The following is a 23,953-nucleotide window of genomic DNA, read 5'->3' as shown; positions in this document are numbered from 1 at the left end:
TTTCATCGAATATATTCGTATTCTGTTATAAATTATCGGAAAAATATGAGTCTTATCTAAAAAATGCGATAAAACTTTAGTAATTATACCACCGATAGTAATTTACCATCGTAATTAATCCATAATCCCTACATTATGAAAGCTACAATTAATGTGCTATTGACGGCACTTATGTTTAGTGCATTTTCTACTTCGCACAAAACTGATCCAGTAAAAAAAGACAAAATTGACAACCTTAATAAAAGTGGTTACGCTTATTCGGTAAATGTCTCTAAAATTAATTCTAAATACTCCGAAATAGCCTGTGCAACATTTAGAAAGAAATTAGTCATTGTATCTTCAAAAAAGATCGGAGCTTTAGGTAATGGGGTTGACCCATTAACTAATGAACCTTACACAGATTTATTCTGCACTGATATTAAGGCTTATGGCGAATTATCACAACCTTTACTATTTAGTCGTGTTTTGAATACTAAGGCTAATGAAGGTCAGGTTTCTTTTTCACCAGATGAACATACCATTTACTATACTCGAAGTGAACGCTCTAATACATTAAACTACAAATTATATAAAGCAGAATTAGAAAAAAATTCTTATGGTAACTGGACAAACGAAACAGAGCTACCTATAAGTAACGATAATTACTCAATTGAAAACCCACATGTAACCAAAGACGGAAAGTACTTGTACTTTTCATCAAACATGAAAGGCGGTTATGGTGGCTTTGATATCTATAAAGCCAAAATTTTTAAAGATGGGAGTATCGGAGAACCTAGAAATTTAGGGCAAACCATTAATACTTCTGAAGATGAAAAGTATCCTCATACAGCTAAGAATGGTAATGAATTATTCTTTTCTTCAAAAGGGCATAATAGTATAGGTGGTTATGATATTTTTATATCTACAATTAGTAATTCTAAGTATAAAAGCCCACGCAATTTAGGCTATTCTATTAACTCTGATAAGGATGAAATTGCATTCGTATTTGTTGACAATAAGAAAGGTGTGTTTTCTTCTAATAAGGATAATACGAAAAATGCTTTTAATTTATATCGCTTTCAATCTAGAGAGCTATACAATGAATTAAGAGGGATTGTTATTTCTGAAAAGGAAAAGATCTTACCAAATTCTATAGTTATTCTTTTAGACAATGAAGGGAATGAAATTGAACGTCAGATTACAAACAAGGATGCTACCTATAACTTTAAGATAAAGCCTTATAAAGATTATCAAATTAAAGTACTTAAAGATGGTTATGAAGATTATACGTTAAGCTTTGAATCCGATGAAAAAGAATTAAAAGCGATCTTAAAACTTCTTGCTAAATAGTTTGGTCATTTAACGTTAAAAAGTGCATCGCAGTTTCATACAACGAAATTAAAAATGACTTTAACTAAAAAATAAATAAAAAAGAAATTACTCAATATACAGGTTCTATATTAGCAGTAAATAAATGTGCTATTAACAACTATAATTCCCTAAGAATTTATAAAAAATATTGCAAGCAATATTAAATTAATCAATCCTAACTCAACAAAAAACCACAATCTCATATATTGAAATTGTGGCTTTTTTTATTTGTTTAAAAATCCTTTAAGACACCGCTTTTAACTTCTTTAGAGTAGACTTGGACAATCTATCTTCAGCATACACCTTAGTAACATTTAATTTTGTCTCGCCAGACCCAGGCAAATCAAACATGGCCTCGGTTAGTATTTCTTCACAAAGTGAACGTAAGCCACGAGCACCCAATTTATATTCTATGGCTTTTTCTACAATGTAATTTAAAGCTCCTTCGGTGATACTAAACTCAACCTCATCCATAGAAAACAATTTTTTGTATTGTTTAATAATAGCATTCTTTGGTTCTGTTAATATAGCTCTTAGTGTATTAGCATCTAATGGGTCCATATGCGTTAGCACAGGTAAACGACCAATAATCTCTGGTATTAAACCAAAATCCTTTAAATCTTTAGGAATAATATATTGAAGAATATTATCATCATCTATATTATCATCTTTTATTGAGCTATAGCCAATAGCCTGCATGTTTAGACGTTTTGTAATAACACGTTCTATACCGTCAAAAGCACCACCAGCTATAAACAAAATATGTTCAGTATTGACTTCAATGAATTTTTGATCCGGATGTTTACGCCCTCCCTTTGGTGGCACATTAACAACAGTGCCTTCAAGTAATTTCAATAAAGCCTGTTGTACACCTTCACCAGATACATCTCTGGTTATAGAAGGATTATCACTCTTGCGTGCAATTTTATCTATCTCATCAATGAATACTATACCACGTTGTGCTTTCTCTAAATTATAATCGGCAGCTTGTAATAAACGTGTTAAAATACTCTCTACATCTTCACCTACATAACCAGCCTCAGTTAAAACCGTAGCATCAACAATGGCAAGAGGCACATTCAACATTCTGGCAACAGTTTTTGCCATTAAGGTTTTACCTGTACCTGTTTGCCCAACCATAATAATATTACTCTTTTGGATTTCAATGTCATCATCAGATGGTGGCTGCAATAAACGTTTATAATGATTATATACTGCAACAGACATGACCCGCTTAGTATATTCTTGTCCAATAATATATTCGTCTAAGAAAGCCTTAATTTCTTTTGGCTTTCTAAGCATTAGCTCAGCGCTAAGTTCTGAGTTGCCTGTTTGCTTAGACTCTTCAATGACTATACCATGTGCTTGTTCTATACAACGATCACAGATATGCGCATCTAGCCCAGCGATTAATAAATTTGTCTCTGGTTTTTTTCTACCACAAAATGAACATTCTAATTCTTCTTTTGCCATAATCTTAGTTCTAGTTTAGAGAATTTTAGTCGTAAGTAAAACATATTACTTGCGTTCTAAAACTTCATCAATCATTCCGTAAGCCAATGCTTCATCTGATTTCATCCAGTAATCTCTATCAGAATCTTTCTCCACTTGTTCGTATGCTTTTCCTGAATGTGTAGAAATGATATTATATAATTCCTCTTTTACTTTTATTGTCTCACGTACTGCAATTTCCATATCCGATACTTGTCCTTGTGTACCACTCATTGGCTGATGAATCATTACACGCGAATGTTTTAATGCAGAACGCTTTCCTTTTTCACCTGCACATAATAACACCGCTGCCATAGAAGCTGCTATACCTGTACAAATTGTAGCAACATCTGGTTTTACAAACTGCATCGTATCATAAATACCTAAACCAGCATAAACGCTACCTCCTGGCGAATTAATATATATTTGAATGTCTTTTGAAGCATCTGTACTTTGTAAGAATAACAATTGTGCTTGTATAATATTTGCTACTTGATCATTTACACCTGTTCCTAAAAATATAATGCGATCCATCATTAGTCGCGAAAACACATCCATTGCAATAGCATTTAGCTGTCTTTCTTCTATAATATTGGGTGTTAGATTTGTAGGATACATGCTTTGCATTATTTTATCATAATACATACTATTAATCCCTTGATCCTTTATAGCAAACTTTTCAAATTCTTTTTCGTAATTCATTTAATTTCAATTTGTTTTTTGATTAAAAAAAAAGCGTAAAACTATTGAGTTCTACGCCTTAAAGATACTAATTTATTCTATACCCATTAACTGTAGAACTCTTTTACAAAATCATCATAAGTGATTTCTTTTGTCTTAAGATTTGCTTCAGATTTATATAGGTTTAATAATTTTTGACTCATTAATTGTTCAGACAGTCTTTTAACCTCTTCCTGATTTCCTAAAATACGAGCTGCTATGTCTTCTAATTCTTTTTCAGAAGGGTTCATTTGACCAAATTGTGCCATCTGCCCTTTAATCATTTCCATAGAGTAAGCCTTTAGTTCTTCAAACTGAACTTGTAGGTTGTGTTCTTGAATTAATTTACCTTCTATTAACTGATAGCGCATGCTTTTTTCAGACTTTTCATATTCTTCCTTTGCTTGCTCTTCAGTCATTGGCTCTTCACCTGCAGTTTGCATCCATTTTTTAAGAAACTCAGCTGGTAAATCAAACTTTGTACTTTCAACCAGGTACTCAGTAACGTCATTTAATAATTTCTGATCACCTTGTTGTGCAAATTGCTTTTCAGAATCTTCCTTAATTTTAGCTTTTAACTCAGTCACAGAGGTTATAGCTTTAGATCCAAAAAGTTTATCAAATAACTCTTGATCTAGATCTGCTAATTCGCGTTTATTGATTTCTGATACTTCAAAATTAACATCAATAGCTAGTCCATGAGCATCATCATGAGATACTTTTAAAAACGTCATTAAATCGTGATCGTCATTAAAAAGACCTTTTGTTTTTAAAGTAATAACATCACCTACTTTAGCTCCGATAAATTTCTTCGGATTTGTTTTTCCTTTTAGCTTATCTAAAGTGAATGTTGCTATGTTCTCAATACCTTTTTCTGCGTTAGTAAATTTTCCTGTAATTTCAGAGTCTTTGGCAACCTCGGTCTGAGAAATAAGCTTCCCATATTGTTTTTGGATGTGCTCAACCTGATTATCAATCATCTTGTCATCAGCAACGATGCTGTAATGTGTAATTGCTTTTTTTCCTTTTAGTTTCACATCAAATTCTGGTGCTAAACCTAATTCAAATTCAAAAGAGAATGCGTCAGCATCCCAATCTAAATCATCTTGTGGTTTTGGTAGTGGGTTACCCAAAACATCTAATTTTTCTTCTACCAGATATTTCCCTAAAGCATCTTGAAGTAATTTATTAACCTCATCTACCAATACCGCTTTACCATATTGCTTCTTAACCATTCCCATTGGCACATGTCCTTTTCTAAATCCAGGAATATTAGCTGATTTACGGTAATCTGTTAAGATTTTCTCTACTTTATCGCTATAATCTTCTTTAGCGATATCCACTTTTACAACTGCATTTAATGCATCGATGTTTTCTCTTGTAATGTTCATTATTATTGAAACTAAAATTGGGCTGCAAAAATACAATATTTTTTACAACTCAACAATAGTTTTAAGTCTTTGTATTACAGCTACTTTTTATCCTTTTTTAAGAAGGAATGCAATAAGGATTGAAGGATACACAAGAGAATACTAAAAAGGATGGCTGTCCATATACCATCTACTCTAAAGCCATCAACAAGCTTATCTGCTAACAAAATAATCAATGCATTAATTACAAATAAAAACAGACCTAGCGTAAGGATGGTAACTGGCAAAGTTAATAACACTAAAACTGGTTTCACTAATACATTAAGTATTGAAATTACAGCAGCAACAATTAATGATGTTATATAGTTATCTACATAAACTCCATTTAAGATTTCTGCTAGCACAAATACGGCAACTGCATTTAATAAAAGTTTGATGATTAAATTCATATTACTAATCTAACAAAATTATTCTACAACAAAAACAATAGGCAATGAATAAGGCACTGTAACCGGTTTACCTCTTTGGGTACCTGGTTCTAAATTGGGCAACAATTTAATAATTCGTATTGCTTCTCGTTCAATGGCTGGATGCGGACCTCTTGCCTGAATAGCTTTTAGTTTACCAGATTTATCAACTTTAAATTTTACAAAAATTCGTTTTCTACCAGGTGACAAGCCTAAATTAGCTATTTTTCTTTTATCAAAATTTGAGATAATATGCTCAGCCACTCTTTGACTCATACATTTTTTACGCGATCTATTTCCAAAAACCTCTTCGCAACCTGGAAAAACTGGTACTTTTTCTATAACCCCATCTACTACTTTAGTCGGTAATATTTCTAATTTTTCTTTTTTGGTATTTACTTTTTTAATCTTTTTGCCTTTCTCATTATATTTAATCCAAGTCTTTACAAATTCATCATTTTGGTAGTAACCTTTCCAAACTAAATTTCCTGATTCATCGTAACGTTTTTCTTCGCCATTTTTTCTGTCATTTAAAATTACACCTTGGACTTTTAGTTGTCCATTATTATAATAATTTTGATAAACACCGTTTCTATATCCATTTTCATAACTGATACTCCAATCTAAATTCTCATCTTCGTTATAAGATTTCCATTTACCGTAAAGTTGAAAGTCCTTATAATTAGCTTCGATTTTCAGTTTCCCTTCTTCGGTATATTGTTTATAATACCCACTCATATATGCGCGTTCGTAAAACAACTTGCCAGACTCATAATATGCTCTTACTATATAAATATCACCTTCTCTCTCTGTTTTCCGTTTAACTGTACCATTATCAAAAAAAGAAATCTCAGGGATATTCTTTTTACCATTTGTAAAACTCGATATATTAACCACTTGACCTTTTTTATTATACCCTTTCCACTCACCAACACGTTTACCATTTTTATATTGACCCTCTAACATTAACTCGCCAGTATCATGATAATCTTTAAAAGGCCCATCATCTGGTCGACTTTGAGCAAAGAATAATTGAAAACTGAGGAGAAATATGGTAACTAGAAAAAAGTTTTTCATGTAGAAAATGATTAATTTTTATTGAACAAAATCCATTACTGCATTATAAAAGTCTTGAGGATTTTCAGCATGCAGCCAATGGCCAGCATTAGTAATAGTTACTATTTTTGAATTTGGAAAATGGAGTCGTATAATAGCTTCATCTGATTCTCCAATATATTCAGATTTATCTCCTTTTAAAAACAAAGTCTTTTTCTGAAAAGTTGCATGTATTGGTAATGCTTCACCTACCTCTGAAACATTTTCCTTTAAAATCGATAAATTGATACGTAATCCTAATTGCCCTTTTTCTACCCAATATAGGTTTTTTAATAAAAATTGCCTTGTGCCATTATCAGACACATAAGACTCCAGAACCTGGTCTGCTTCAAGTCTGGTTTTTACAAAAGTAAAATCTAACTGACTCAACCCTTCTAAAATAACATCATGATGAACAGGATAATATCTTGGCGAAATATCAGCAACTAAAAGCTTGTCAACCAGTTCTGGGTAGTTAGCAGCAAACAACATCGCTGTTTTTCCACCCATAGAATGACCTAACAATATAATGTCACTTAGATTATTTTCGTCACAATAATACTTTAAATCATTAGCCATTAACTCATAATCAAAAGTATCAGCATGGAAACTTCGACCATGATTACGTTGATCTACTAAATGAGCTTGAAAATTAGATTCGGAAAACTTTCTGGCTAAAGTTTTCCAGTTATCACCCATGCCTAAAAATCCATGAAGAATTATTAAAGGCTTTCCTTCTCCTATTATATTAGAATGTAAAATCATTTCAATTTATCCAGATACATTTCTATAACATTCTCCACACCTATGTATAAGCTTTCAGCAATCAAAGCGTGCCCGATAGAAACTTCTAACAAACCTGTAATATTCTCTTTAAAGAATTTTATATTATCTAAAGACAAATCATGACCTGCATTGATTCCTAACTGTAGTGCATTAGCCAAGCCAGCACATGCCATGTAAGGTTTTATTGCTTCTTTATTACCTAAACTATATTGATGTGCATAAGCCTCAGTGTATAACTCTATACGATCAGTGCCTGTTTCTTTAGCACCTTCAATTTGGTGTAGATCTGGATCAACAAAAATAGACGTCCTAATTCCATTATTTTTAAACTCTTTAATCACTTCAATCAGAAAATCTTTATGTTTTACGGTATTCCAACCTGCATTAGATGTAATTGCATCTTCAGCATCTGGCACTAAAGTAACTTGTGTTGGCTTTATTTCTAAAACCATATCTATAAATTTTGGTATAGGGTTGCCTTCTATGTTATATTCTGTATAAACCTCAGGTTTTAAATCAAATGCGTCTTGATAACGAATATGGCGTTCATCTGGCCTTGGATGAATAGTAACACCTTCAGCACCAAAACGCTGAACATCTTTTGCAAATTGCACTACATTTGGAACATCTCCACCTCTACTATTTCTCAGTGTTGCAATCTTATTTATATTAACACTTAACTTTGCCATTTTATTAGAATTTGAATTACAAAAATACAAAGACGAACATCCATTTTATGGTTATTTTTAATTAATTTGCAAGATATTCAAACTCTACTTATGCAGTTACAGGATTTTGTTATCAATGACATAAAACCATTAAATATTACTGATAAAATCAGTGACTTACAAATGCTATTTAATCAGTTAACCTATTCTCATATCCCAATTCAAAACAATGGTATATACATGGGTTGTATTTCTGAAACTGATGCACATTGTTTTGATGGTGCTAAATCTATAAGTGATTGCAATTATACCATCGAAGGTTTTTTTGTAAGACCATCAACTAATTGGTTAGATGTTCTTGAAGCTTTTGCTCAAAATGACTCTAACATTATGCCTGTCTTAGATAAGAATAATAAATATTTAGGCTATTATGAGCTTAATGATATTATACATTTATTTAATGAAACGCCTTTCTTTTCGGAACCTGGAGGTATTTTAATAGTCGAGAAAGGTATTAATGATTATTCCTTTAGTGAAATCAGCCAAATTATTGAGTCAAACGATGCTAAGTTGTTAGGTGCGTTTATTTCTAAAATGGATAGTGATTTAGCAAGAATTACCATTAAAATTAGTAATGCGAGCCTTAACGAGATTATTCAAACCTTTAGACGTTATAGTTATAATATTGTTTCTGGGCACGAAGAAGATTCGTACATCGAAAGCTTAAAAGAACGCTCTCAGTATCTTAACAAATATCTAAATATGTAAAATATGAAGGTAGCCATCTATGGTCAGAATTATATTAAAGACACATCTCAAAAAGCAGTAGAGCAACTTCTCGGTTTTCTAATTAAAAAAGAAGTTGATGTATTAATTGAGACAACGTTTTTAAAAACTCTAAATGCTACGATACAGAATAATTCTGCGATTAAAAAATTTAGTGAATTAGATGATAGCTTTAATTTACTAATAAGTATTGGTGGAGATGGAACAATTCTAAGAGCCATTACTTATGTAAGGGATTTAGGAATTCCGATAGTAGGTATTAATACTGGAAGACTAGGGTTTTTAGCCACCATACAAACAGATGAAATTGAAACTGCCCTTTCGGAAATATTTAAAGGAGATTATAAAATTTCTGAACGCACGTTACTCAGTGTAGAAACTACACCAAAAAATGACAATGTAGAACACATTAACTTTGCTCTTAATGAGATTGCCTTAAGCAGAAAGAATACTACCTCGATGATTACGGTACAAACACATCTCAATAATGAGTATTTAACCTCGTATTGGGCTGATGGCTTAATACTTTCTACACCAACTGGTTCTACAGGTTATTCTTTAAGTTGTGGAGGTCCCGTAATAGCCCCAGATGCCAACAACTTTGCATTAACACCAATCGCCCCTCATAACCTCAGCGCCCGACCTTTAATTATACCAGACAACACAGAGGTAACATTTAAAGTAGATGGTAGGGAAAATCAGTTTTTAATGTCTTTAGATTCTCGTATTGTAACACTCTCAAATGCAACAACAGTTACTGTGAAAAAAGCTGATTTTGTAATTAAAATGGTAGAACGCTTAGATGAAACCTTTTTAGATACGCTCAGAAAAAAATTGCTTTGGGGAGAAGATCGACGTAACTAAACATAAATGCACACCCTTTTAGCACAATAAATATTCGCAAAAACTGTTTATCTGTAAGACATTTTGTGTCAAATTGTTATAGGCTAATCAGAATTGTTATATTTGCAAACTTTGAAAAATTTATGAGGTATTTAATCCTAATTTTAATAAGTATATGTTTCACCCAAAATACTAGTGCTCAAATCTATGAGGTTGGTATATTTGCTGGCGGAAGTAACTTTATAGGAGATGTTGGAGCTACGGATTACATATCACCTAATCAAGCTGCATTTGGTGCTATAGTAAAGTGGAACAGAAGTCCCAGACATTCGTTTAGAGCCTCTGTAATATTTTCTGATTTAGAAGGTATAGATGGTAAATCTGATGATCCAAGGAGAAAACAACGTGGGTATAGCTTTAATACTAGTATTTTAGAAATTTCTGCAGGTATGGAGTTTACGTTTTGGGATTTTGATTTACATACTTCTGGTATAAAAGGTACCCCTTATCTTTATTCTGGTATCACCTTAACCAATCATGATAATTACTTTTTCACTACTACTGGACAGTATACATCAGAAAATACGAGTAGTTGGGCTTATGGCATTCCAATGGTTTTAGGATATAAAAGCAACATTTCTAATCATTTAGTTTTGGCCGCAGAGATAGGGGCTCGATACACATTTTCAGACGAATTAGATGGGAGTGTACCAGACGCTGAATCTAGAGAAAACTTAAGCTTTGGTAATACCAATAGTAATGATTGGTATGTATTTTCAGGAATTACATTAACTTACACCTTTGGTAGAAGACCTTGCTATTGTAACTTTTAACATGAGCCTTAAAGAACAAATAAATAAAGAAAAACTTCCAAACCATGTGGCAATCATAATGGATGGAAATGGACGTTGGGCAAAACAACAAGGCTTTATGCGTGTTATAGGGCATGAAAATGGCACTAAAGCTGTAAGGCAAGTAGTTGAAGCCAGTGCTGAATTAGGTATAAAAAACCTAACGCTTTATGCATTTTCTACAGAAAACTGGAACAGACCTAAATTAGAAGTACAGACATTGATGAAGCTTTTGGTAAAATCCTTAAAAAAGGAAATCAAAACCTTACAGGATAACAATATAAAATTATCAGCAATTGGTTCTCTACAAGATCTACCCAAAAAAGCAAATCAAGAACTTTTAGATGTTATAGAAAAAACTAAAAACAATACGAATATGACATTAACTTTAGCATTAAGCTATGGTTCTCGTGAAGAAATTGTTAATGTTATTAAAGAATTATCACTTAAAGTTAAAAATAATATAATTTCTACAGAAAGTATTGACGAATCCATTATAAATAAGCATCTTTACACGCAAAATTTACCAGATGTAGACCTGCTAATTCGCACAAGTGGTGAGCAGCGCATCAGTAACTTTTTGCTATGGCAAATAGCCTATGCAGAATTATATTTTACAGATATTTTATGGCCTGATTTTAAAAAAGAAGATTTATACGAAGCGCTGATAAATTATCAAAATAGAGAACGAAGATTTGGAAAAACAAGCGAACAACTTACCTAATAAATCAGTATTGAGCACCTTTACTAAATTTATATGTACCTTACTATTTTTTTCAATTTCACTGGTAGGTAATGCCCAAGTTGAAGGTGGAGCAAAATACATAATCAAAAACATTTCTGTTACGGGGAACACTAACTTTAGTGAACAAACCATCATTGCATACTCTAAACTGAGAAAAGATGAAGAAATACAAGTTGGTGGAGAGAAAATTGCAAATGCAGTAAAGACATTATGGAAATCTAATCTATTTAGTAGTATAGATATTTTTATAACAAATATTAAGGGTAATACTGCAGATTTAGAGATTCGTCTTATCGATTTACCAGAGCTCAATGAAGTAACAATAGAAGGTATTAAGAAACGTAAAAAAGATGAGGTTATTAGCGAAAATAAACTCCAGTCTGGTGCAAAAGTAACCGAGAATCTTATTGCTACAACCCGAAATTATCTTACCGACAAATACAAAGAAAAAGGATTTTTAAATACTAAGGTTAACATTGTAACAACCCAAGTTGTTGATTCTCTCGAGAAAGAGCGAGTTAATATGCTTGTAAAAATTGACAAGGGCGAAAAAGTAAAAATTAAAAAAATCACCTTTGTTGGCAATGAAAAGATGAAAGATAAAAAGCTTCGTAAAGCCATGAAAAATACGAAGAAGAGAAATTTTATCAGAATTTTAAAACGCTCTAAATATATAGAAGAAGATTTTAGAACTGATTTGGTTAGTGTTGTAGATAAATACAAAGAGAATGGCTATAGAGATGCGAGGATTATTTCAGATTCAATTATTTACAACGATGATAAAACTATAAGCTTAAACATCAAGGTAGAAGAAGGCGAAAAGTACACCTTCGGTAAAATTGATTTTGTTGGTAATACTGTGTATACAGACAGACAATTGGCAAGTGTACTAAGAATAAAAGAAGGAGACACTTATAACGGTGTAGAGCTTAGAGAGCGCATAGCGGATACTAAAAATCCTGATGCAGCAGATTTAACCAACCTCTATCAGAATACTGGTTATATGTTCTCAACTATTAACCCTGTTGAGGTTAGTGCAGATGGTAATGTCATAGATATGGAAATTCGTATCTCAGAAGGTAAACCTGCATACTTTAATAATGTTACAGTAAAAGGTAATGATATTACCAATGACCATGTAATATATAGAGAAATAAGAACTCGACCTGGTGAATTATACAGAAAGTCAGATATCATTAGAACATTAAGAGAACTAGGTCAACTCGGTTTTTTTGATGCCCAACAACTAACACCAAACATAAAAAACCCTAACCCTGTAGAAGGGACATTAGATATAGAATATGAAGTAGTAGAACAAGGTTCTAGCCAAATACAACTACAAGGAGGTTATGGTGGTGGTGGCTTCATTGGTACCTTAGGCTTATCTTTTAATAATTTTGCTATTAAAGATATTTTTAAAAAAGATGCTTACAAGCCTGTACCCAGAGGTGATGGCCAAAGTTTAGCTCTAAGATTACAGGCAAGTCAGTTTTTTCAAACCTATAGTTTTTCGTTTAGCGAACCTTGGTTAGGTGGCAAAAAACCATTTCAGCTATCAACATCACTTTCATATTCCAGACAATTTTTATTTAATCCACAGACACGTAGAGCAGATAGAAACAGGCGTTTTAATATTACTGGGTTAACTGTAGGGCTTTCAACACGACTTAGAAAACCAGATGATTATTTCTTATTATCTCAGGCCATAAGTTATCAGCATTATGATTTAAAAAATTATAATACGGGCTTATTTACATTTGGGGATGGATCTTCTAACAATTTATCCTACACTATAGGTTTAAGTAGAAATAACCTATCAATAGACCCTATATTTCCAACAGGTGGATCTAGCTTTACGGCTTCAGCAAAATTTACTTTTCCTTACTCACTGGTTAATGGTGTAGATTACAAAGCATTAAAAGAAGAACGTGAGCAATTAGATCCTGCCGATCCAGACGATTTTGCAAGAATTGGCGAAATTGACCAAGAACGTTTTAAGTGGTTAGAGTTTTATAAAATTAAGTTTAGAGCAGATTGGTATACTGCATTAACAAAAAAATTAGTCCTAAGACCAAGTTTAGAATTTGGATTTTTGGGAGCATATAACAACGATAGAGGTGTTATCCCATTTGAACGTTTCTTTGTTGGTGGTGATGGCTTAGGAAATTTTGCATTAGACGGAAGAGAAGTCGTTCAGCTACGTGGTTACCCTAATCAATCCTTATCTTCGCAAGATGGTGGCTCAATCTATAATAAGTTTTCTTTAGAGTTGCGTTATCCAATTACCTTAGGCGCTCAAGCAAAAATCTATGCACTTTCATTTTTAGAAGGCGGTCAATCTCTTAATGATTTTAAGGATTTTAATCCTTTTAACTTAAGAAGATCGGCTGGTGTTGGATTACGTATTTTTATGCCAGCCTTTGGTTTACTTGGTATAGATTTTGGTCACGCTTTTGATGATTTACCCGATGGAACATCGCCTAGAAAATGGGAAACACACTTTATTATTGGACAACAATTTTAAGTTTGGCACGATATTTTCTAATTGTAGAATATGGATTTCATCATGGTGTTAAAATTTTTAAAGATATATTTCGTTAAATTTGAAGATTAGTAACACTCTAAACGACAAAACATTTGATTGACAAGAAAAATGTCTCCAAACAAAAAACAAAAATGATGAAATTTAAAGTTCTTTTTTTACTGGCAATATTAGGTCTAATAAGCTTTGGTGCTAATGCGCAGCGTGGTGTAAGGATTGGCTATATTGATACTGAATATATTTTACAAAATGTGCCAGAATATCAAGAAGCATCTACACAACTCGATAAAAAAGTGTTGCAATGGAAAACAGAGATCGAAAAAAAACTCGGTGTTATAGAGCAAAAGAAAAAAGAGCTTGAAAACGAGAGCGTTTTACTTACTAAAGAATTGTATGAAGAACGCATGGAAGATATTTCATTTGAAGAGGCAGAAATATTAGATTATCAGCAAAAACGTTTTGGTCCAAACGGAGATTTAATTATTCAAAAACGTCAATTGATAGAACCTATACAAGATCAGATATTTTCGGCTGTACAGCAAATTGCTGAAACCAAAAAGTTCGATTTTGTTTTTGATAAGTCTGCAGACGTAGTGATGCTATATTCTGCTGAACGTTACGATATTAGTGAGCAAGTTCTCAGAACAATTACAAGAACATCTAAAAGAAATCAGGCAAAAAGCAAGAAAGAGCGAAAAGCTTTAGAAGATGAAGAGGTTGTACCTGTAGTAAGTGAAGAAAAAGATGAGCGCCAAAAAGCTCTAGACGAACGAAAAGCAACGAGAGAAGCAGAATTAGCCGCAAAACGTGCTGAACGAGAAAAAGCACTGGCAGCAAGAAGAGCGACTCAAGATTCGATTAGAGCAGCAAAAAAACGTGAAGCAGCAGAACGACGACAAAAGGTGATAGACGCACGTGATAAAAAATCTAGCGACAAAGAAACTGAGGCAGAAACTGAAAAAACTGAAGCTAAAAATCTACCACCTGCTAATTCAAAAACAAACTCGAAAACAGCGGTTGCAGATAGTACAAAAGCAAAAACGGCTGTAAAGAATGATTCGGTAAAGGCTAAAAAACCTTTGACGGCTGCAGAAATAAAAGCTAAAGACCGAGAACGAAGAAGAAAAGCATTAGAAGCCAAAAAACAAAGAATAATTGATCAACGAAAAAAAGCACGCGAAGAGCGTGAAAAACAACTAAGAAAGAGAGATTCTATAGCTAAAGCTAAGAAGAACGAAGGAGAAAACAATTAATAATTATAACACACAAATACAATTTAGAAAAAATGAAACATTTAAAATCACTATTGTTTGCAACAGCACTTTTTATCGGAGCTACGAGTTTTATGGCTGCCCAAAGTAAAATTGCACACATCGATACTCAAAAACTAATCGAGGCAATGCCAGAATATAAAAAGGCAGATGATGAAATTGCTAAGTTAGGTCAAACGTATCAAGCGACAATACAAGAATCCATTAAAGAACTTGAAGCCAAGTTGAAACAATACGATGCTGAAGCTAGTGCCCAAACACAAGAAGAAAACCAAAAGCGTATGCAAGAAGTTGAAAGCATGAAACAAAGTTTAGGTCAATATCAGCAACAAGCACAACAAGGCTTAGAGAAAAAAAGGTTTGATTTATTAAAACCTATAACAGAAAAAGCTAAAGCTGCTATAGAGAAAGTAGCTGCAACACAAGGCTTTGATTATGTTTTAGAGGCTGGTGGTTTAATAGTTGCTAAAGGCAAAGACCTTATGGCAGATGTTAAAGCTGAGATGGGAATTTAATCTAATAAAGAAATAACATTTAGAAAGTCGCTTATTTTATAAGCGACTTTTTATTTTTGTACTATGAGTAATTCACCTATTGGCATATTTGATTCTGGTATTGGAGGCACATCTATATTTAAAGAGATTTATACACTTTTACCATACGAAAATTATATCTATTTGGCTGATAGTAAGAACGCCCCTTATGGTAATAAATCTGAAGCAGAAATACTTCAATTAGGTATTAAAAACACCGAATTACTTCTCAACAAAAACAGTAAAATTATAGTTGTAGCTTGCAATACGGCAACCACAAATGCTATTTCGTATTTAAGAGCTAATTACGATGTACCATTTATTGGCATAGAGCCTGCAATTAAACCAGCAGCTTTAAATACACAAACCAAAGCTATTGGTATATTAGCGACCAAAGGTACTTTGAGTAGTCATTTGTTTTACAAAACAACCGATTTATATGCTAATGGTATTACAGTTATTGAGCAGGTTGGCGAAGGTATTGTTCCTCTCATAGAATCTGGAATGTTATATTCTAGTGAAATGCAAGATCTTTTAAAAACCTATCTAAAACCTATGCTAAAGCATAACATCGATTATTTGGTTCTAGGCTGTACACATTACCCTTATCTTATTCCAATACTTTCTGAGATGCTCCCTAAACATGTGAAAATTATAGATTCTGGTTTAGCTGTAGCAAAGCAAACCAAAGCCATACTTATAAATAATGATTTATTGAATCATAACACAAAACCACCTTCAATTAAGTTGTACTCTAACGGAGATACAGAGGTTCTTAATACAATAATGAACCATAAATTTGAAACCTATTATTTAGATTTTTAGTGTTATTCTAACAAAAAGCAAGAATCTCTATGAAACGTTTTAACTACTATTATGTAAGGGTTAATGAATATTTGTAACTAATTAGAATATGAAGTTACTTTTTATTTACAATGCCAATTCTGGAAAATTAAATGCCCTTTTAGATGTTGGCCATAAACTGTTTAGTCCTTCTACATATACTTGTAACTTGTGTGCACTGACTTACGATACTTTTTCTGAAAATATGATTTGGAAAACCTTTAGAGAAGAAAATCATTTTGATATGGAATTTTACCACAAAGATGTGTTCGAAAACACATTTCCAAATGTTAAAATGATGTACCCAATAGTTTTAAAACTAGAAGAACATCAGCTTACCACTATTTTAAGCCCAGATGTTTTAAATGAAATTACAACTGTAGAAGAATTGATTGAGCTACTAAAAATTATTGTTTAAACCAACTAGAGTATTTGACATAGTTATTAGCTATTCTGTCTATCTCATCAGAGATTAGAACTTTACTAATATCCTTTACTTTTATGGCTGGCACTCCTGCATAAATACTTCCTGATTTAACTATAGTGTTTTTGGTTACTACTGCGCCAGCTGCAATAATACTATTACTTTCTATTACACAATCATCCATAACAATACTTCCCATACCAATTAGTACATTGTCTTCAATTGTACAACCATGTACAATAGCATTATGTCCAATAGAGACATTGTTTCCTATTGTAGTTGGCGATTTTTGATATGTAGCATGGATAACCGCTCCATCTTGTACATTAACCTTATTTCCCATTTTTATAAAATGTACATCTCCTCTAATCACGGCATTAAACCAAACACTACAATTATTTCCCATAGTGACTTCCCCAACTATAGTTGCATTTTCAGCGATAAAACAATTATCAGGAATTTGAGGATATATTCCTTTTACTGCTTCTATTATTGGCATATATATTCTTTTGAGAAAAGGAATTTCGCAAAAAAGTAATTAAAATCCCTTTGGGTTATAATTAATTCAAAATACAAAATTATTGGTTGCATCTATTTAATTTCTTGTATTAATGCAGCAAAGTATTATTTAAAATAGGATAACAAATCTGATTTCTTAGAAGCAGATACCATTATCTCTTTTCCATTGCTTAATACAACACTTCCTCCTTTACCCTTTTTATACTTTACTACTTCATTAACATTAACCAAATAGCTTTTATGTACTCTGGCAAAATTGGCATCTTTTAAGCTTTCTTCTATATATTTTAAGGTCTTACTGACTAGCTTCTTTTTATTGTTATTAAGGTAGATTTCTGTATAATTATCATCTGCTTTACAATACATTATATCTGCAGTTTCTAAAATCTCAAAACCATCTTGTTGTGGTAGAGTGATCTTACCATTTACCGAATTTGTTTTTGGCACTAAAACCTGATCTTGTAAAGCATCCTCCTTAGCTCTAATTTCGGTAACATAATCTACAGCTTTTATCAGTTCATCAATAGAAATAGGTTTCATGAGATAATAGGATGCATGGGCATTAAGGGCTTCAATAGCATAATGATTATAGGCCGTTACAAATATGGTTTCAAAATTAATATCACCTACTTTGTCTAATAAATCAAAAGCATTGCCATAGGGCATTTCTACATCTAAAAACACAACGTCTAATTTGTTATTTCTTATGAGTACAAGTGCATCATCTACATTTGCTGCTTCCCCAATAATGGAAATATTTGGACAATATTTTGTAAGATAATTTTTAAGTATCTCTCTACTTTTTTCTTCGTCTTCTACTAATATAGCATTTAACTTCATGGTTTTTACTTTGAATCTAGAAACTGTGTATCGCAAAAGTTACTCTCAACTTTAAACAATGCATTTCTAATTTTATTTAATCTTTTTTTAATGTTACAACAACTTTAGTGCCTGCATCTTCTAAATTTTGATAATCTTCTATAACCACATCGACTTTATCTTTATACATCTCATTTAAAATGGCAACACGCTTTTTTATGTTATTCATACCTTTAGAATTCTGCTTTTTTTGATTAGCTGTTTTTAAGGCTTTAGAACGTTCTCTGCCAATACCATCATCTGTTATGGTAATGGCTATTTCTCCTTTATGTTTAGGTTGTATAGTAATCTTTAAATGTCCTTTTTCGGTTTTATAGCGCAATCCATGCCAAACTGCATTTTCTATATAAGGCTGTAATAACATTGGTGGAATTTGAAACTCTTCAACATTTACACTCTCATCAACATCAATAGAATAATCAAATTTATCCTGGAATCTGAAATGTTCGAGTTTAGTATATAAGTCTAATAATTCAATTTCTTTTTTTAAAGGAATAAAATCCTCTTCACTATTTTCTAAAACCGAACGCATAAGATGTGAGAAATCAGATAAATATTTATTAGCTGTACGCTCATCATTGGTAGCTATAAAACTGTTTACAGAGTTTAACGCATTAAAAATAAAATGCGGATTCATTTGGCTTCTTAAGGATTTTAATGCTAACAGATTATTTGCTAAACGTTGCTGCTTTATATATTTAAACATTAAATAGCCTGTTATTAATAACAAGATCAAACCACCAATAAGCGAATAAATAATAAGCTGCTGGCTTTTATTACGCTCTTGTGTAAGTTCGTATGTACTTCTAGATAACGCTCTATCACTTTCTAAGGAGGTTATTCTATTTTGTTGCTCTGCCAGATTTCTGCTAAAACGCGCTACTTGGGATAACTCTTGTACTTTTTTGGCATAGGCTTGATCAACCGTTTTCTTATACTCATTTAACCATTTTAAGCCTTCTTCAGCATTACCCATATCTATAAATGCTTCTGATAGCTTTCGTGTTGCGTCTTTCTTTACATCTAAATCTCCTTTTTTTTCAGATTCTTCTATACTCTTTTTAAACGAAGGAATAGCATTCTCAAGATCATTATTAAGTAGATAGGCATTACCCAATTTATAGTTTTGTTTCTGCGATGTCAAAGCACTTTCATTAGGTATAATTGAATCTTTTTCTATATCCTCAATACTCTCAATAGCCTGTTTTCTTAATACAATCTCACTTTCATAATCTTCATTTGCGCTATTAAATTCTGCTACTTTTACTTGTTCTTCAACGACTCGTTTTTTATTTTCTTTAGCAGCTAAATTAAGAGAACTATTATAAAAATTCTTAGCCTTATCTACTTCCCCTTTTTCATTATACGCTTCTGCTATTTTAGAATTAAAATCCGTTACTTTTGGTGCTATTAAATGTTTCTTAGCTATTTTTAATCCTTTATTATATGCGCTAATAGCTTTTGGTATATCACCCATTTTTAGGTAAACATCCCCTATACCCTCGTACAAAACTGTTTTGTCATAATTAGATAAATCTTTTTCATTAAGATCTTGATATGTTGAAAGACTTTTTGAATAATCGCTATTATTAAAATACGCCCTTGCTAATTTTAATATGGCAGAAGATTTTTCGGCATTTTGAATGCTAATTTTATAATCAGAAATAGCCAAGTCGTATTGTTTCCAATACATATAAATATCACCTAATAATTCATGTGCTTCTGCTATTTGGTATGATGAAATTTCTATATTTAAAGCATTACCTATAAATTTTATACTTTTTTCCGCATCGGTTTTTAAATACGCATCTGCAGAGTCAATCATTTTATTAAAATTCTTCGTATTAACATCTACTTTAGATCTTCTACCTTGCTGCTCATCTATAACCTCAATGTTGATACGTTCATTCGATTTTATAGTATAGTATATAGGTTCAAAATCACTGTGCTGCACAATAAGCTCATCACCTATTTTAGCTTGAATATTAAATGTTCCGTCTACAGCTGTTCTTGTGTATTTACCTCCATTAATAAATATTTCCACATTTCTAAAGGGCTTGTGAGTAAATTTATCATACACAGATCCTCTTATAATAAATAGTCGTTCATCCTCAAAATTTTCAACCCTATTGTTTTGCCCAAAGTTATATAAGCTAAGAGTGCAAAAAAATAGGATTAATATGTATATATTATTTGGTTTCACTAACACTAATATTTATTAATTGGACTAAACTTACATACTTTATTTGGTTTCAAAAAATAGCATCATAAAAATTGAGGTTTTTTAGGTAATCAATTGGTATAGTTAACTAAAGGCTAGACCTATTTTACGCATCGACAACTACGCTTCACTCATTCTTGATTTTTATTGAAGTTTTTTCGACAGAGCTTTATGGCATCATTAATCAAAACACATAAATCAAAATGAAAAAAAACAATTTAGCCTCCATGGTATTTCTATTCTGTTGTAGCATACTAATTGCTCAACATAGAGGAAACTACAATCAAATTACACCAGAAATTTCTAGGCAAAACATACTTGCTTCTGGTAATGCAACAATATATAATCCAACTGTACATCAACAAATTAATAAAATATTACACCCAAGTAATGTATTAACTATAGATGTAAAAGCGCTTCAAAATGTAAGCGCAACCACATATACGGCAATGTTTAATATATCTCAAATAGGACCTACTGCAGAAAAAACAAATGCCTTAATGAAACAACGTATAGATAGTATTAAAATGCGGTTAAATGCAAAAGGGATTACTCAGAAAAATTTTGCGATTGATGTGATATCATTTGTACCTGTATACGAAGTTGAAGTTACCAAAAAGTTGTTTAGCAAAACGTATACTGAAGTTCCTAAAGGATTTGAGTTACAACAAAATATACATATTCAGTTTACTAAAACTAATCAGTTTGAAAGTATTCTTGAAGCCTGTGCAAAAAGTGAAGTATATAATTTAGTTAAGGTCGATTATTTTATCGAAAATATTCAGACCGTTTATAAAAACCTTCAAGGTGAATTATTAAAACTTATTGTAGATAAAAAGGCTTACTATAGCATACTTGGCTTTGATTTATCACAATACAATGTTACAATTGCAGATGATAAGTATTGTTATTTCCCTAAAGACTTTTATCAAAGCTACCAAGCCTACAACAGCGTATCATTTGATGCTTTAAAAAAAGGAAAAGCTATTAATTCTGTAAAAAAGCAAACATCATATTACTATCAACCACTAACCTATGAGCGTTACGATTTAGTAATTAATCCATCAATATTAGAACCTGTTGTACAAATGGGAATGAATATAAAATTAGTATTGACTCCAAAACCTAAAGAACAAAAAGAAAGGCCCGTTACAAAAACAGAAATTGAGCACAAATATTATGTTATTTCACCCAATGGCACCATTGATGTAAAAGAATTAAAAACAAAATAATATAGTTATGAAAAATGTATTTAAAACCACAACTCTGGCATTAAGCCTAGCAATAGTTACAGCTTGTAATGCAAATTCAAAGAATAATACTCAAGATGTTTCTATTATTGAAACAAAACTAGTAACCAAATCAAACATAAAAAAACCTGAAATTAAAGTCGCTCTTTTACTAGACACAAGCAACAGCATGGACGGACTTATTGACCAAGCTAAGGCACAACTTTGGCAAATTGTAAACGAATTGTCTTATGCCAAATGTGAAGAAAAGAGCCCTAACCTTAAAATCGCAGTCTACGAATATGGCAATGATAATCTTAACGCTGATGAAGGCTACTTAAGACAAGTTATTGCATTTAGTGATGATCTGGATGAGATCTCTAAATCTTTATTTTCATTAACAACTAACGGAGGAAATGAATATTGCGGGAAAGTAATTAAGACAGCATTGAATCAATTAGAATGGGGTGATAACAAAAACGATCTAAAACTTATTTTTATAGCAGGAAATGAACCTTATACTCAAGGGCAAGTGAATTATAAAGAAGCTTCAAAATTAGCTCATCAGAATGATGTTACTGTAAATACTATATTTTGTGGTGATTATAATCAAGGTATTTCGAGTTATTGGAAAGATGGTGCTGATTTAACCCATGGTGATTATATGGCGATAAGCCATAATCAAGTAACAGTTCATGTAGCCTCTCCTTATGATGATAAAATCCTAGAGCTAAACGAAAAACTCAATAAAACTTATGTTGCATACGGAAGAACAGGTCTGGCAAAAATGCAACTTCAAGCTCAACAAGATTCTAATGCCAGAGGCTATAATAAAGCAAATGCTGTGAGCAGGACTGTAAGTAAAAGTTCCAGGTTGTACAAAAACAGTTCTTGGGATTTAGTTGATGCTGAGAAAGATGTCCATTTTTCTTATGATGATTTAAAAGAAGAACAACTCCCTGATGAACTAAAAGGAAAGTCTAAAGCTGAAATAAAATCTTATATCGAAAAGAAAAGTAAAGACAGAGAAAAGCTCCAACAAGCTATCGTAGAATTAAATATAAAGCGTCGTGATTATATTTCAAAAAAATCAACAAATAAAACTAACGGTCTAGAAAGTGCTATGATAAAAGCTATAAAAACACAAGCTCAACAGAAAAATTATACGTGGGAATAGTTCAAAATAAAAAAGGCTTGATTTAAAAATCAAGCCTTTTTTATTAGTTTATTGCTGGACAATTACATTCGTATTTCTCTCTTCTACAATTAAAATTATAACCTAGTGTGATTTGATGAAAACCTCCAGTATTAAAATTAATGGTATTAGCTTGATAAGAATAAGTGTAAGCAAACACAAAATTATTATAGTCTACACCTATAAAAGGAGTAAAGTACTGTAGCTTTTGGCTACTTGTACCCGAACCATCAACAAATTCAGCACCATCTAAACTTCTCCTATAGGATAAGCCTCCCCATATTTTTCCAAAATCCATCTCACGATATACCTTTCCATTAATATCAATAGATGATTCCTCTGTTGCATCTCTGTACATATACATAATCGAAGGTTCGTAGCTCCAATCACTTCCAAATTTGCTAAAAGTATAGCCTATAGAACCTAAATAAGTTCGTAGATTATCAAATTCAAAACCTTGGTCATTAAAATTAATACCTTCGTTTGCTAATATGTTTTTAGCTGTGAAATGAGCATAAAAATCTAAAAAATGGTACGAGAAGCCAAAATCAATGTTAAAATTTGTAGCGCTTTGCTCAATACCAGCAATAGCCTGATCAAACTCACCTGGTGCTAAAAAATCGGTTTCATCTAATTTATATTGTAGGAAACCTGCACTTAATCCAAATGATAACATATTTAAATCGATCTCATTTCTTGAGAACATTAAATGATAAGCAAAAGTAGCATACCCACCTACAGTAGAATGGTAACCATTGGCATCATTAAACAAAATACCACCAATCCCTACTGGAGAATCCCCTATTCTACCATTGGCGCTTAATGTTTGTAGACTTGGTGCATCATCAACACCAAACCATTGCTGCCTAGCTGTAAGTCGCACTTTAGCACAATTTGCAACACCTGCCATAGAAGGGTGTATTAAATAATAATTATCGGTTAAATAATCTGAATAAATTGGTACTCCTTCTTGTGCAAAACTAAAATTTGCTACTATTGCAGTAAACGCTACTAAACAAAACTTTTTTAATCTCATAATAAATTTTATCGTTTCAAGGTAAAATGGGCTTTAAACTCTTTTCTTTGTCCTGATGTTGGTTCGTCGTACTCAACCAAGAACCAATA

At 32.1% G+C, this 23,953-nt stretch carries 23 protein-coding genes; 12 read left to right on the top strand and 11 right to left on the bottom strand.

Features of this window, described 5'->3' with window-relative positions; genetic code table 11:
* The first annotated feature begins 135 nt into the window (after nucleotides 1-135).
* Complete coding sequence (locus Q0912_RS00115) at nucleotides 136-1,329, top strand: hypothetical protein (RefSeq protein WP_299110636.1); 1,194 nt, start codon at nucleotides 136-138, stop codon at nucleotides 1,327-1,329.
* 264 nt (nucleotides 1,330-1,593) lie between these two features.
* Here Q0912_RS00115 and clpX read toward each other — a convergent pair whose 3' ends face one another.
* The 7 genes from clpX to Q0912_RS00080 all read right to left on the bottom strand — a co-directional run bounded on the left by clpX (nucleotide 1,594) and on the right by Q0912_RS00080 (nucleotide 7,968).
* Nucleotides 1,594-2,823, bottom strand: a complete 1,230-nt coding sequence (gene clpX, locus Q0912_RS00110) for an ATP-dependent Clp protease ATP-binding subunit ClpX (RefSeq protein ID WP_299110635.1) — start codon at nucleotides 2,821-2,823, stop codon at nucleotides 1,594-1,596.
* A gap of 45 nt (nucleotides 2,824-2,868) precedes the next feature.
* On the bottom strand, nucleotides 2,869-3,543 hold the full coding sequence (gene clpP, locus Q0912_RS00105; protein ID WP_299110634.1) for an ATP-dependent Clp endopeptidase proteolytic subunit ClpP: 675 nt from the start codon (nucleotides 3,541-3,543) through the stop codon (nucleotides 2,869-2,871).
* 86 nt (nucleotides 3,544-3,629) lie between these two features.
* Nucleotides 3,630-4,952, bottom strand: coding sequence for a trigger factor (gene tig, locus Q0912_RS00100; RefSeq protein WP_299110633.1), 1,323 nt, complete (start codon nucleotides 4,950-4,952; stop codon nucleotides 3,630-3,632).
* A gap of 80 nt (nucleotides 4,953-5,032) precedes the next feature.
* Nucleotides 5,033-5,380, bottom strand: coding sequence for a phage holin family protein (locus Q0912_RS00095; protein ID WP_299110631.1), 348 nt, complete (start codon nucleotides 5,378-5,380; stop codon nucleotides 5,033-5,035).
* An 18-nt stretch (nucleotides 5,381-5,398) separates the two neighbouring features.
* Nucleotides 5,399-6,475: an energy transducer TonB gene (locus Q0912_RS00090; RefSeq protein ID WP_299110629.1), complete on the bottom strand. Its 1,077-nt coding sequence runs from the start codon at nucleotides 6,473-6,475 to the stop codon at nucleotides 5,399-5,401.
* An 18-nt stretch (nucleotides 6,476-6,493) separates the two neighbouring features.
* On the bottom strand, nucleotides 6,494-7,258 hold the full coding sequence (locus Q0912_RS00085; RefSeq protein ID WP_299110627.1) for an alpha/beta fold hydrolase: 765 nt from the start codon (nucleotides 7,256-7,258) through the stop codon (nucleotides 6,494-6,496).
* The gene (locus Q0912_RS00080; protein WP_299110624.1) at nucleotides 7,255-7,968 is read right to left on the bottom strand and encodes a pyridoxine 5'-phosphate synthase; all 714 of its coding nucleotides are present in this window, start codon (nucleotides 7,966-7,968) and stop codon (nucleotides 7,255-7,257) included. The genes Q0912_RS00085 and Q0912_RS00080 overlap by 4 nt, the downstream gene beginning before the upstream one ends.
* A 90-nt stretch (nucleotides 7,969-8,058) precedes the next feature.
* On the opposite strand from Q0912_RS00080, the gene Q0912_RS00075 reads away from it, so the two are divergent.
* The 9 genes from Q0912_RS00075 (at nucleotide 8,059) to Q0912_RS00035 (ending at nucleotide 16,779) form a co-directional block, all read left to right on the top strand.
* Nucleotides 8,059-8,715, top strand: coding sequence for a CBS domain-containing protein (locus Q0912_RS00075; RefSeq protein ID WP_299110622.1), 657 nt, complete (start codon nucleotides 8,059-8,061; stop codon nucleotides 8,713-8,715).
* 3 nt (nucleotides 8,716-8,718) lie between these two features.
* A complete protein-coding gene (locus Q0912_RS00070) occupies nucleotides 8,719-9,597 on the top strand; it encodes an NAD kinase (protein WP_299110620.1) in 879 nt (292 codons plus the stop codon).
* 122 nt (nucleotides 9,598-9,719) lie between these two features.
* The gene (locus Q0912_RS00065) at nucleotides 9,720-10,409 is read left to right on the top strand and encodes a DUF6089 family protein (RefSeq protein WP_299110618.1); all 690 of its coding nucleotides are present in this window, start codon (nucleotides 9,720-9,722) and stop codon (nucleotides 10,407-10,409) included.
* Between the two features lies 1 nt (nucleotide 10,410).
* Nucleotides 10,411-11,151 (top strand): isoprenyl transferase, encoded by a 741-nt coding sequence (locus Q0912_RS00060; protein ID WP_299111883.1) that lies wholly within the window; start codon nucleotides 10,411-10,413, stop codon nucleotides 11,149-11,151.
* Nucleotides 11,123-13,696, top strand: a complete 2,574-nt coding sequence (gene bamA, locus Q0912_RS00055) for an outer membrane protein assembly factor BamA (RefSeq protein ID WP_299110616.1) — start codon at nucleotides 11,123-11,125, stop codon at nucleotides 13,694-13,696. Before Q0912_RS00060 ends, bamA begins: the two co-directional genes overlap by 29 nt.
* 155 nt (nucleotides 13,697-13,851) lie before the next feature.
* Nucleotides 13,852-14,967 (top strand): OmpH family outer membrane protein, encoded by a 1,116-nt coding sequence (locus tag Q0912_RS00050; protein ID WP_299110614.1) that lies wholly within the window; start codon nucleotides 13,852-13,854, stop codon nucleotides 14,965-14,967.
* Nucleotides 14,968-14,999: 32 nt separating this feature from the next.
* Nucleotides 15,000-15,500: an OmpH family outer membrane protein gene (locus Q0912_RS00045; protein ID WP_299110612.1), complete on the top strand. Its 501-nt coding sequence runs from the start codon at nucleotides 15,000-15,002 to the stop codon at nucleotides 15,498-15,500.
* A gap of 63 nt (nucleotides 15,501-15,563) precedes the next feature.
* Complete coding sequence (gene murI / locus Q0912_RS00040) at nucleotides 15,564-16,343, top strand: glutamate racemase (protein WP_299110610.1); 780 nt, start codon at nucleotides 15,564-15,566, stop codon at nucleotides 16,341-16,343.
* 88 nt (nucleotides 16,344-16,431) lie between these two features.
* Nucleotides 16,432-16,779, top strand: a complete 348-nt coding sequence (locus tag Q0912_RS00035; RefSeq protein ID WP_299110608.1) for a GTPase — start codon at nucleotides 16,432-16,434, stop codon at nucleotides 16,777-16,779.
* On the opposite strand, the gene Q0912_RS00030 is transcribed toward Q0912_RS00035, so the two are convergent.
* The 3 genes from Q0912_RS00030 to Q0912_RS00020 form a co-directional block, all read right to left on the bottom strand.
* Nucleotides 16,769-17,284: a gamma carbonic anhydrase family protein gene (locus Q0912_RS00030; protein WP_299110606.1), complete on the bottom strand. Its 516-nt coding sequence runs from the start codon at nucleotides 17,282-17,284 to the stop codon at nucleotides 16,769-16,771. The two genes, Q0912_RS00035 and Q0912_RS00030, sit on opposite strands and share 11 nt — an antisense overlap.
* A 125-nt stretch (nucleotides 17,285-17,409) precedes the next feature.
* Nucleotides 17,410-18,144: a LytTR family DNA-binding domain-containing protein gene (locus Q0912_RS00025; protein WP_299110604.1), complete on the bottom strand. Its 735-nt coding sequence runs from the start codon at nucleotides 18,142-18,144 to the stop codon at nucleotides 17,410-17,412.
* 76 nt (nucleotides 18,145-18,220) lie between these two features.
* Entirely contained in the window at nucleotides 18,221-20,227 is a 2,007-nt protein-coding gene (locus Q0912_RS00020) for a histidine kinase (RefSeq protein ID WP_299110601.1), read from the bottom strand.
* A 380-nt stretch (nucleotides 20,228-20,607) separates the two neighbouring features.
* On the opposite strand from Q0912_RS00020, the gene Q0912_RS00015 reads away from it, so the two are divergent.
* Together Q0912_RS00015 and Q0912_RS00010 are read left to right on the top strand one after the other, a co-directional pair.
* Complete coding sequence (locus Q0912_RS00015; RefSeq protein ID WP_299110599.1) at nucleotides 20,608-21,636, top strand: SIMPL domain-containing protein; 1,029 nt, start codon at nucleotides 20,608-20,610, stop codon at nucleotides 21,634-21,636.
* 7 nt (nucleotides 21,637-21,643) lie between these two features.
* Nucleotides 21,644-22,810, top strand: a complete 1,167-nt coding sequence (locus Q0912_RS00010) for a vWA domain-containing protein (protein WP_299110596.1) — start codon at nucleotides 21,644-21,646, stop codon at nucleotides 22,808-22,810.
* Nucleotides 22,811-22,853: 43 nt separating this feature from the next.
* Here Q0912_RS00010 and Q0912_RS00005 read toward each other — a convergent pair whose 3' ends face one another.
* Complete coding sequence (locus Q0912_RS00005; protein WP_299110593.1) at nucleotides 22,854-23,864, bottom strand: type IX secretion system membrane protein PorP/SprF; 1,011 nt, start codon at nucleotides 23,862-23,864, stop codon at nucleotides 22,854-22,856.
* Nucleotides 23,865-23,953 lie beyond the last annotated feature (89 nt).

The organism is uncultured Winogradskyella sp. (assembly GCF_947498345.1).
GTDB lineage: Bacteria > Bacteroidota > Bacteroidia > Flavobacteriales > Flavobacteriaceae > Winogradskyella.
This window is presented reverse-complemented; position numbering and strand designations above follow the sequence as displayed.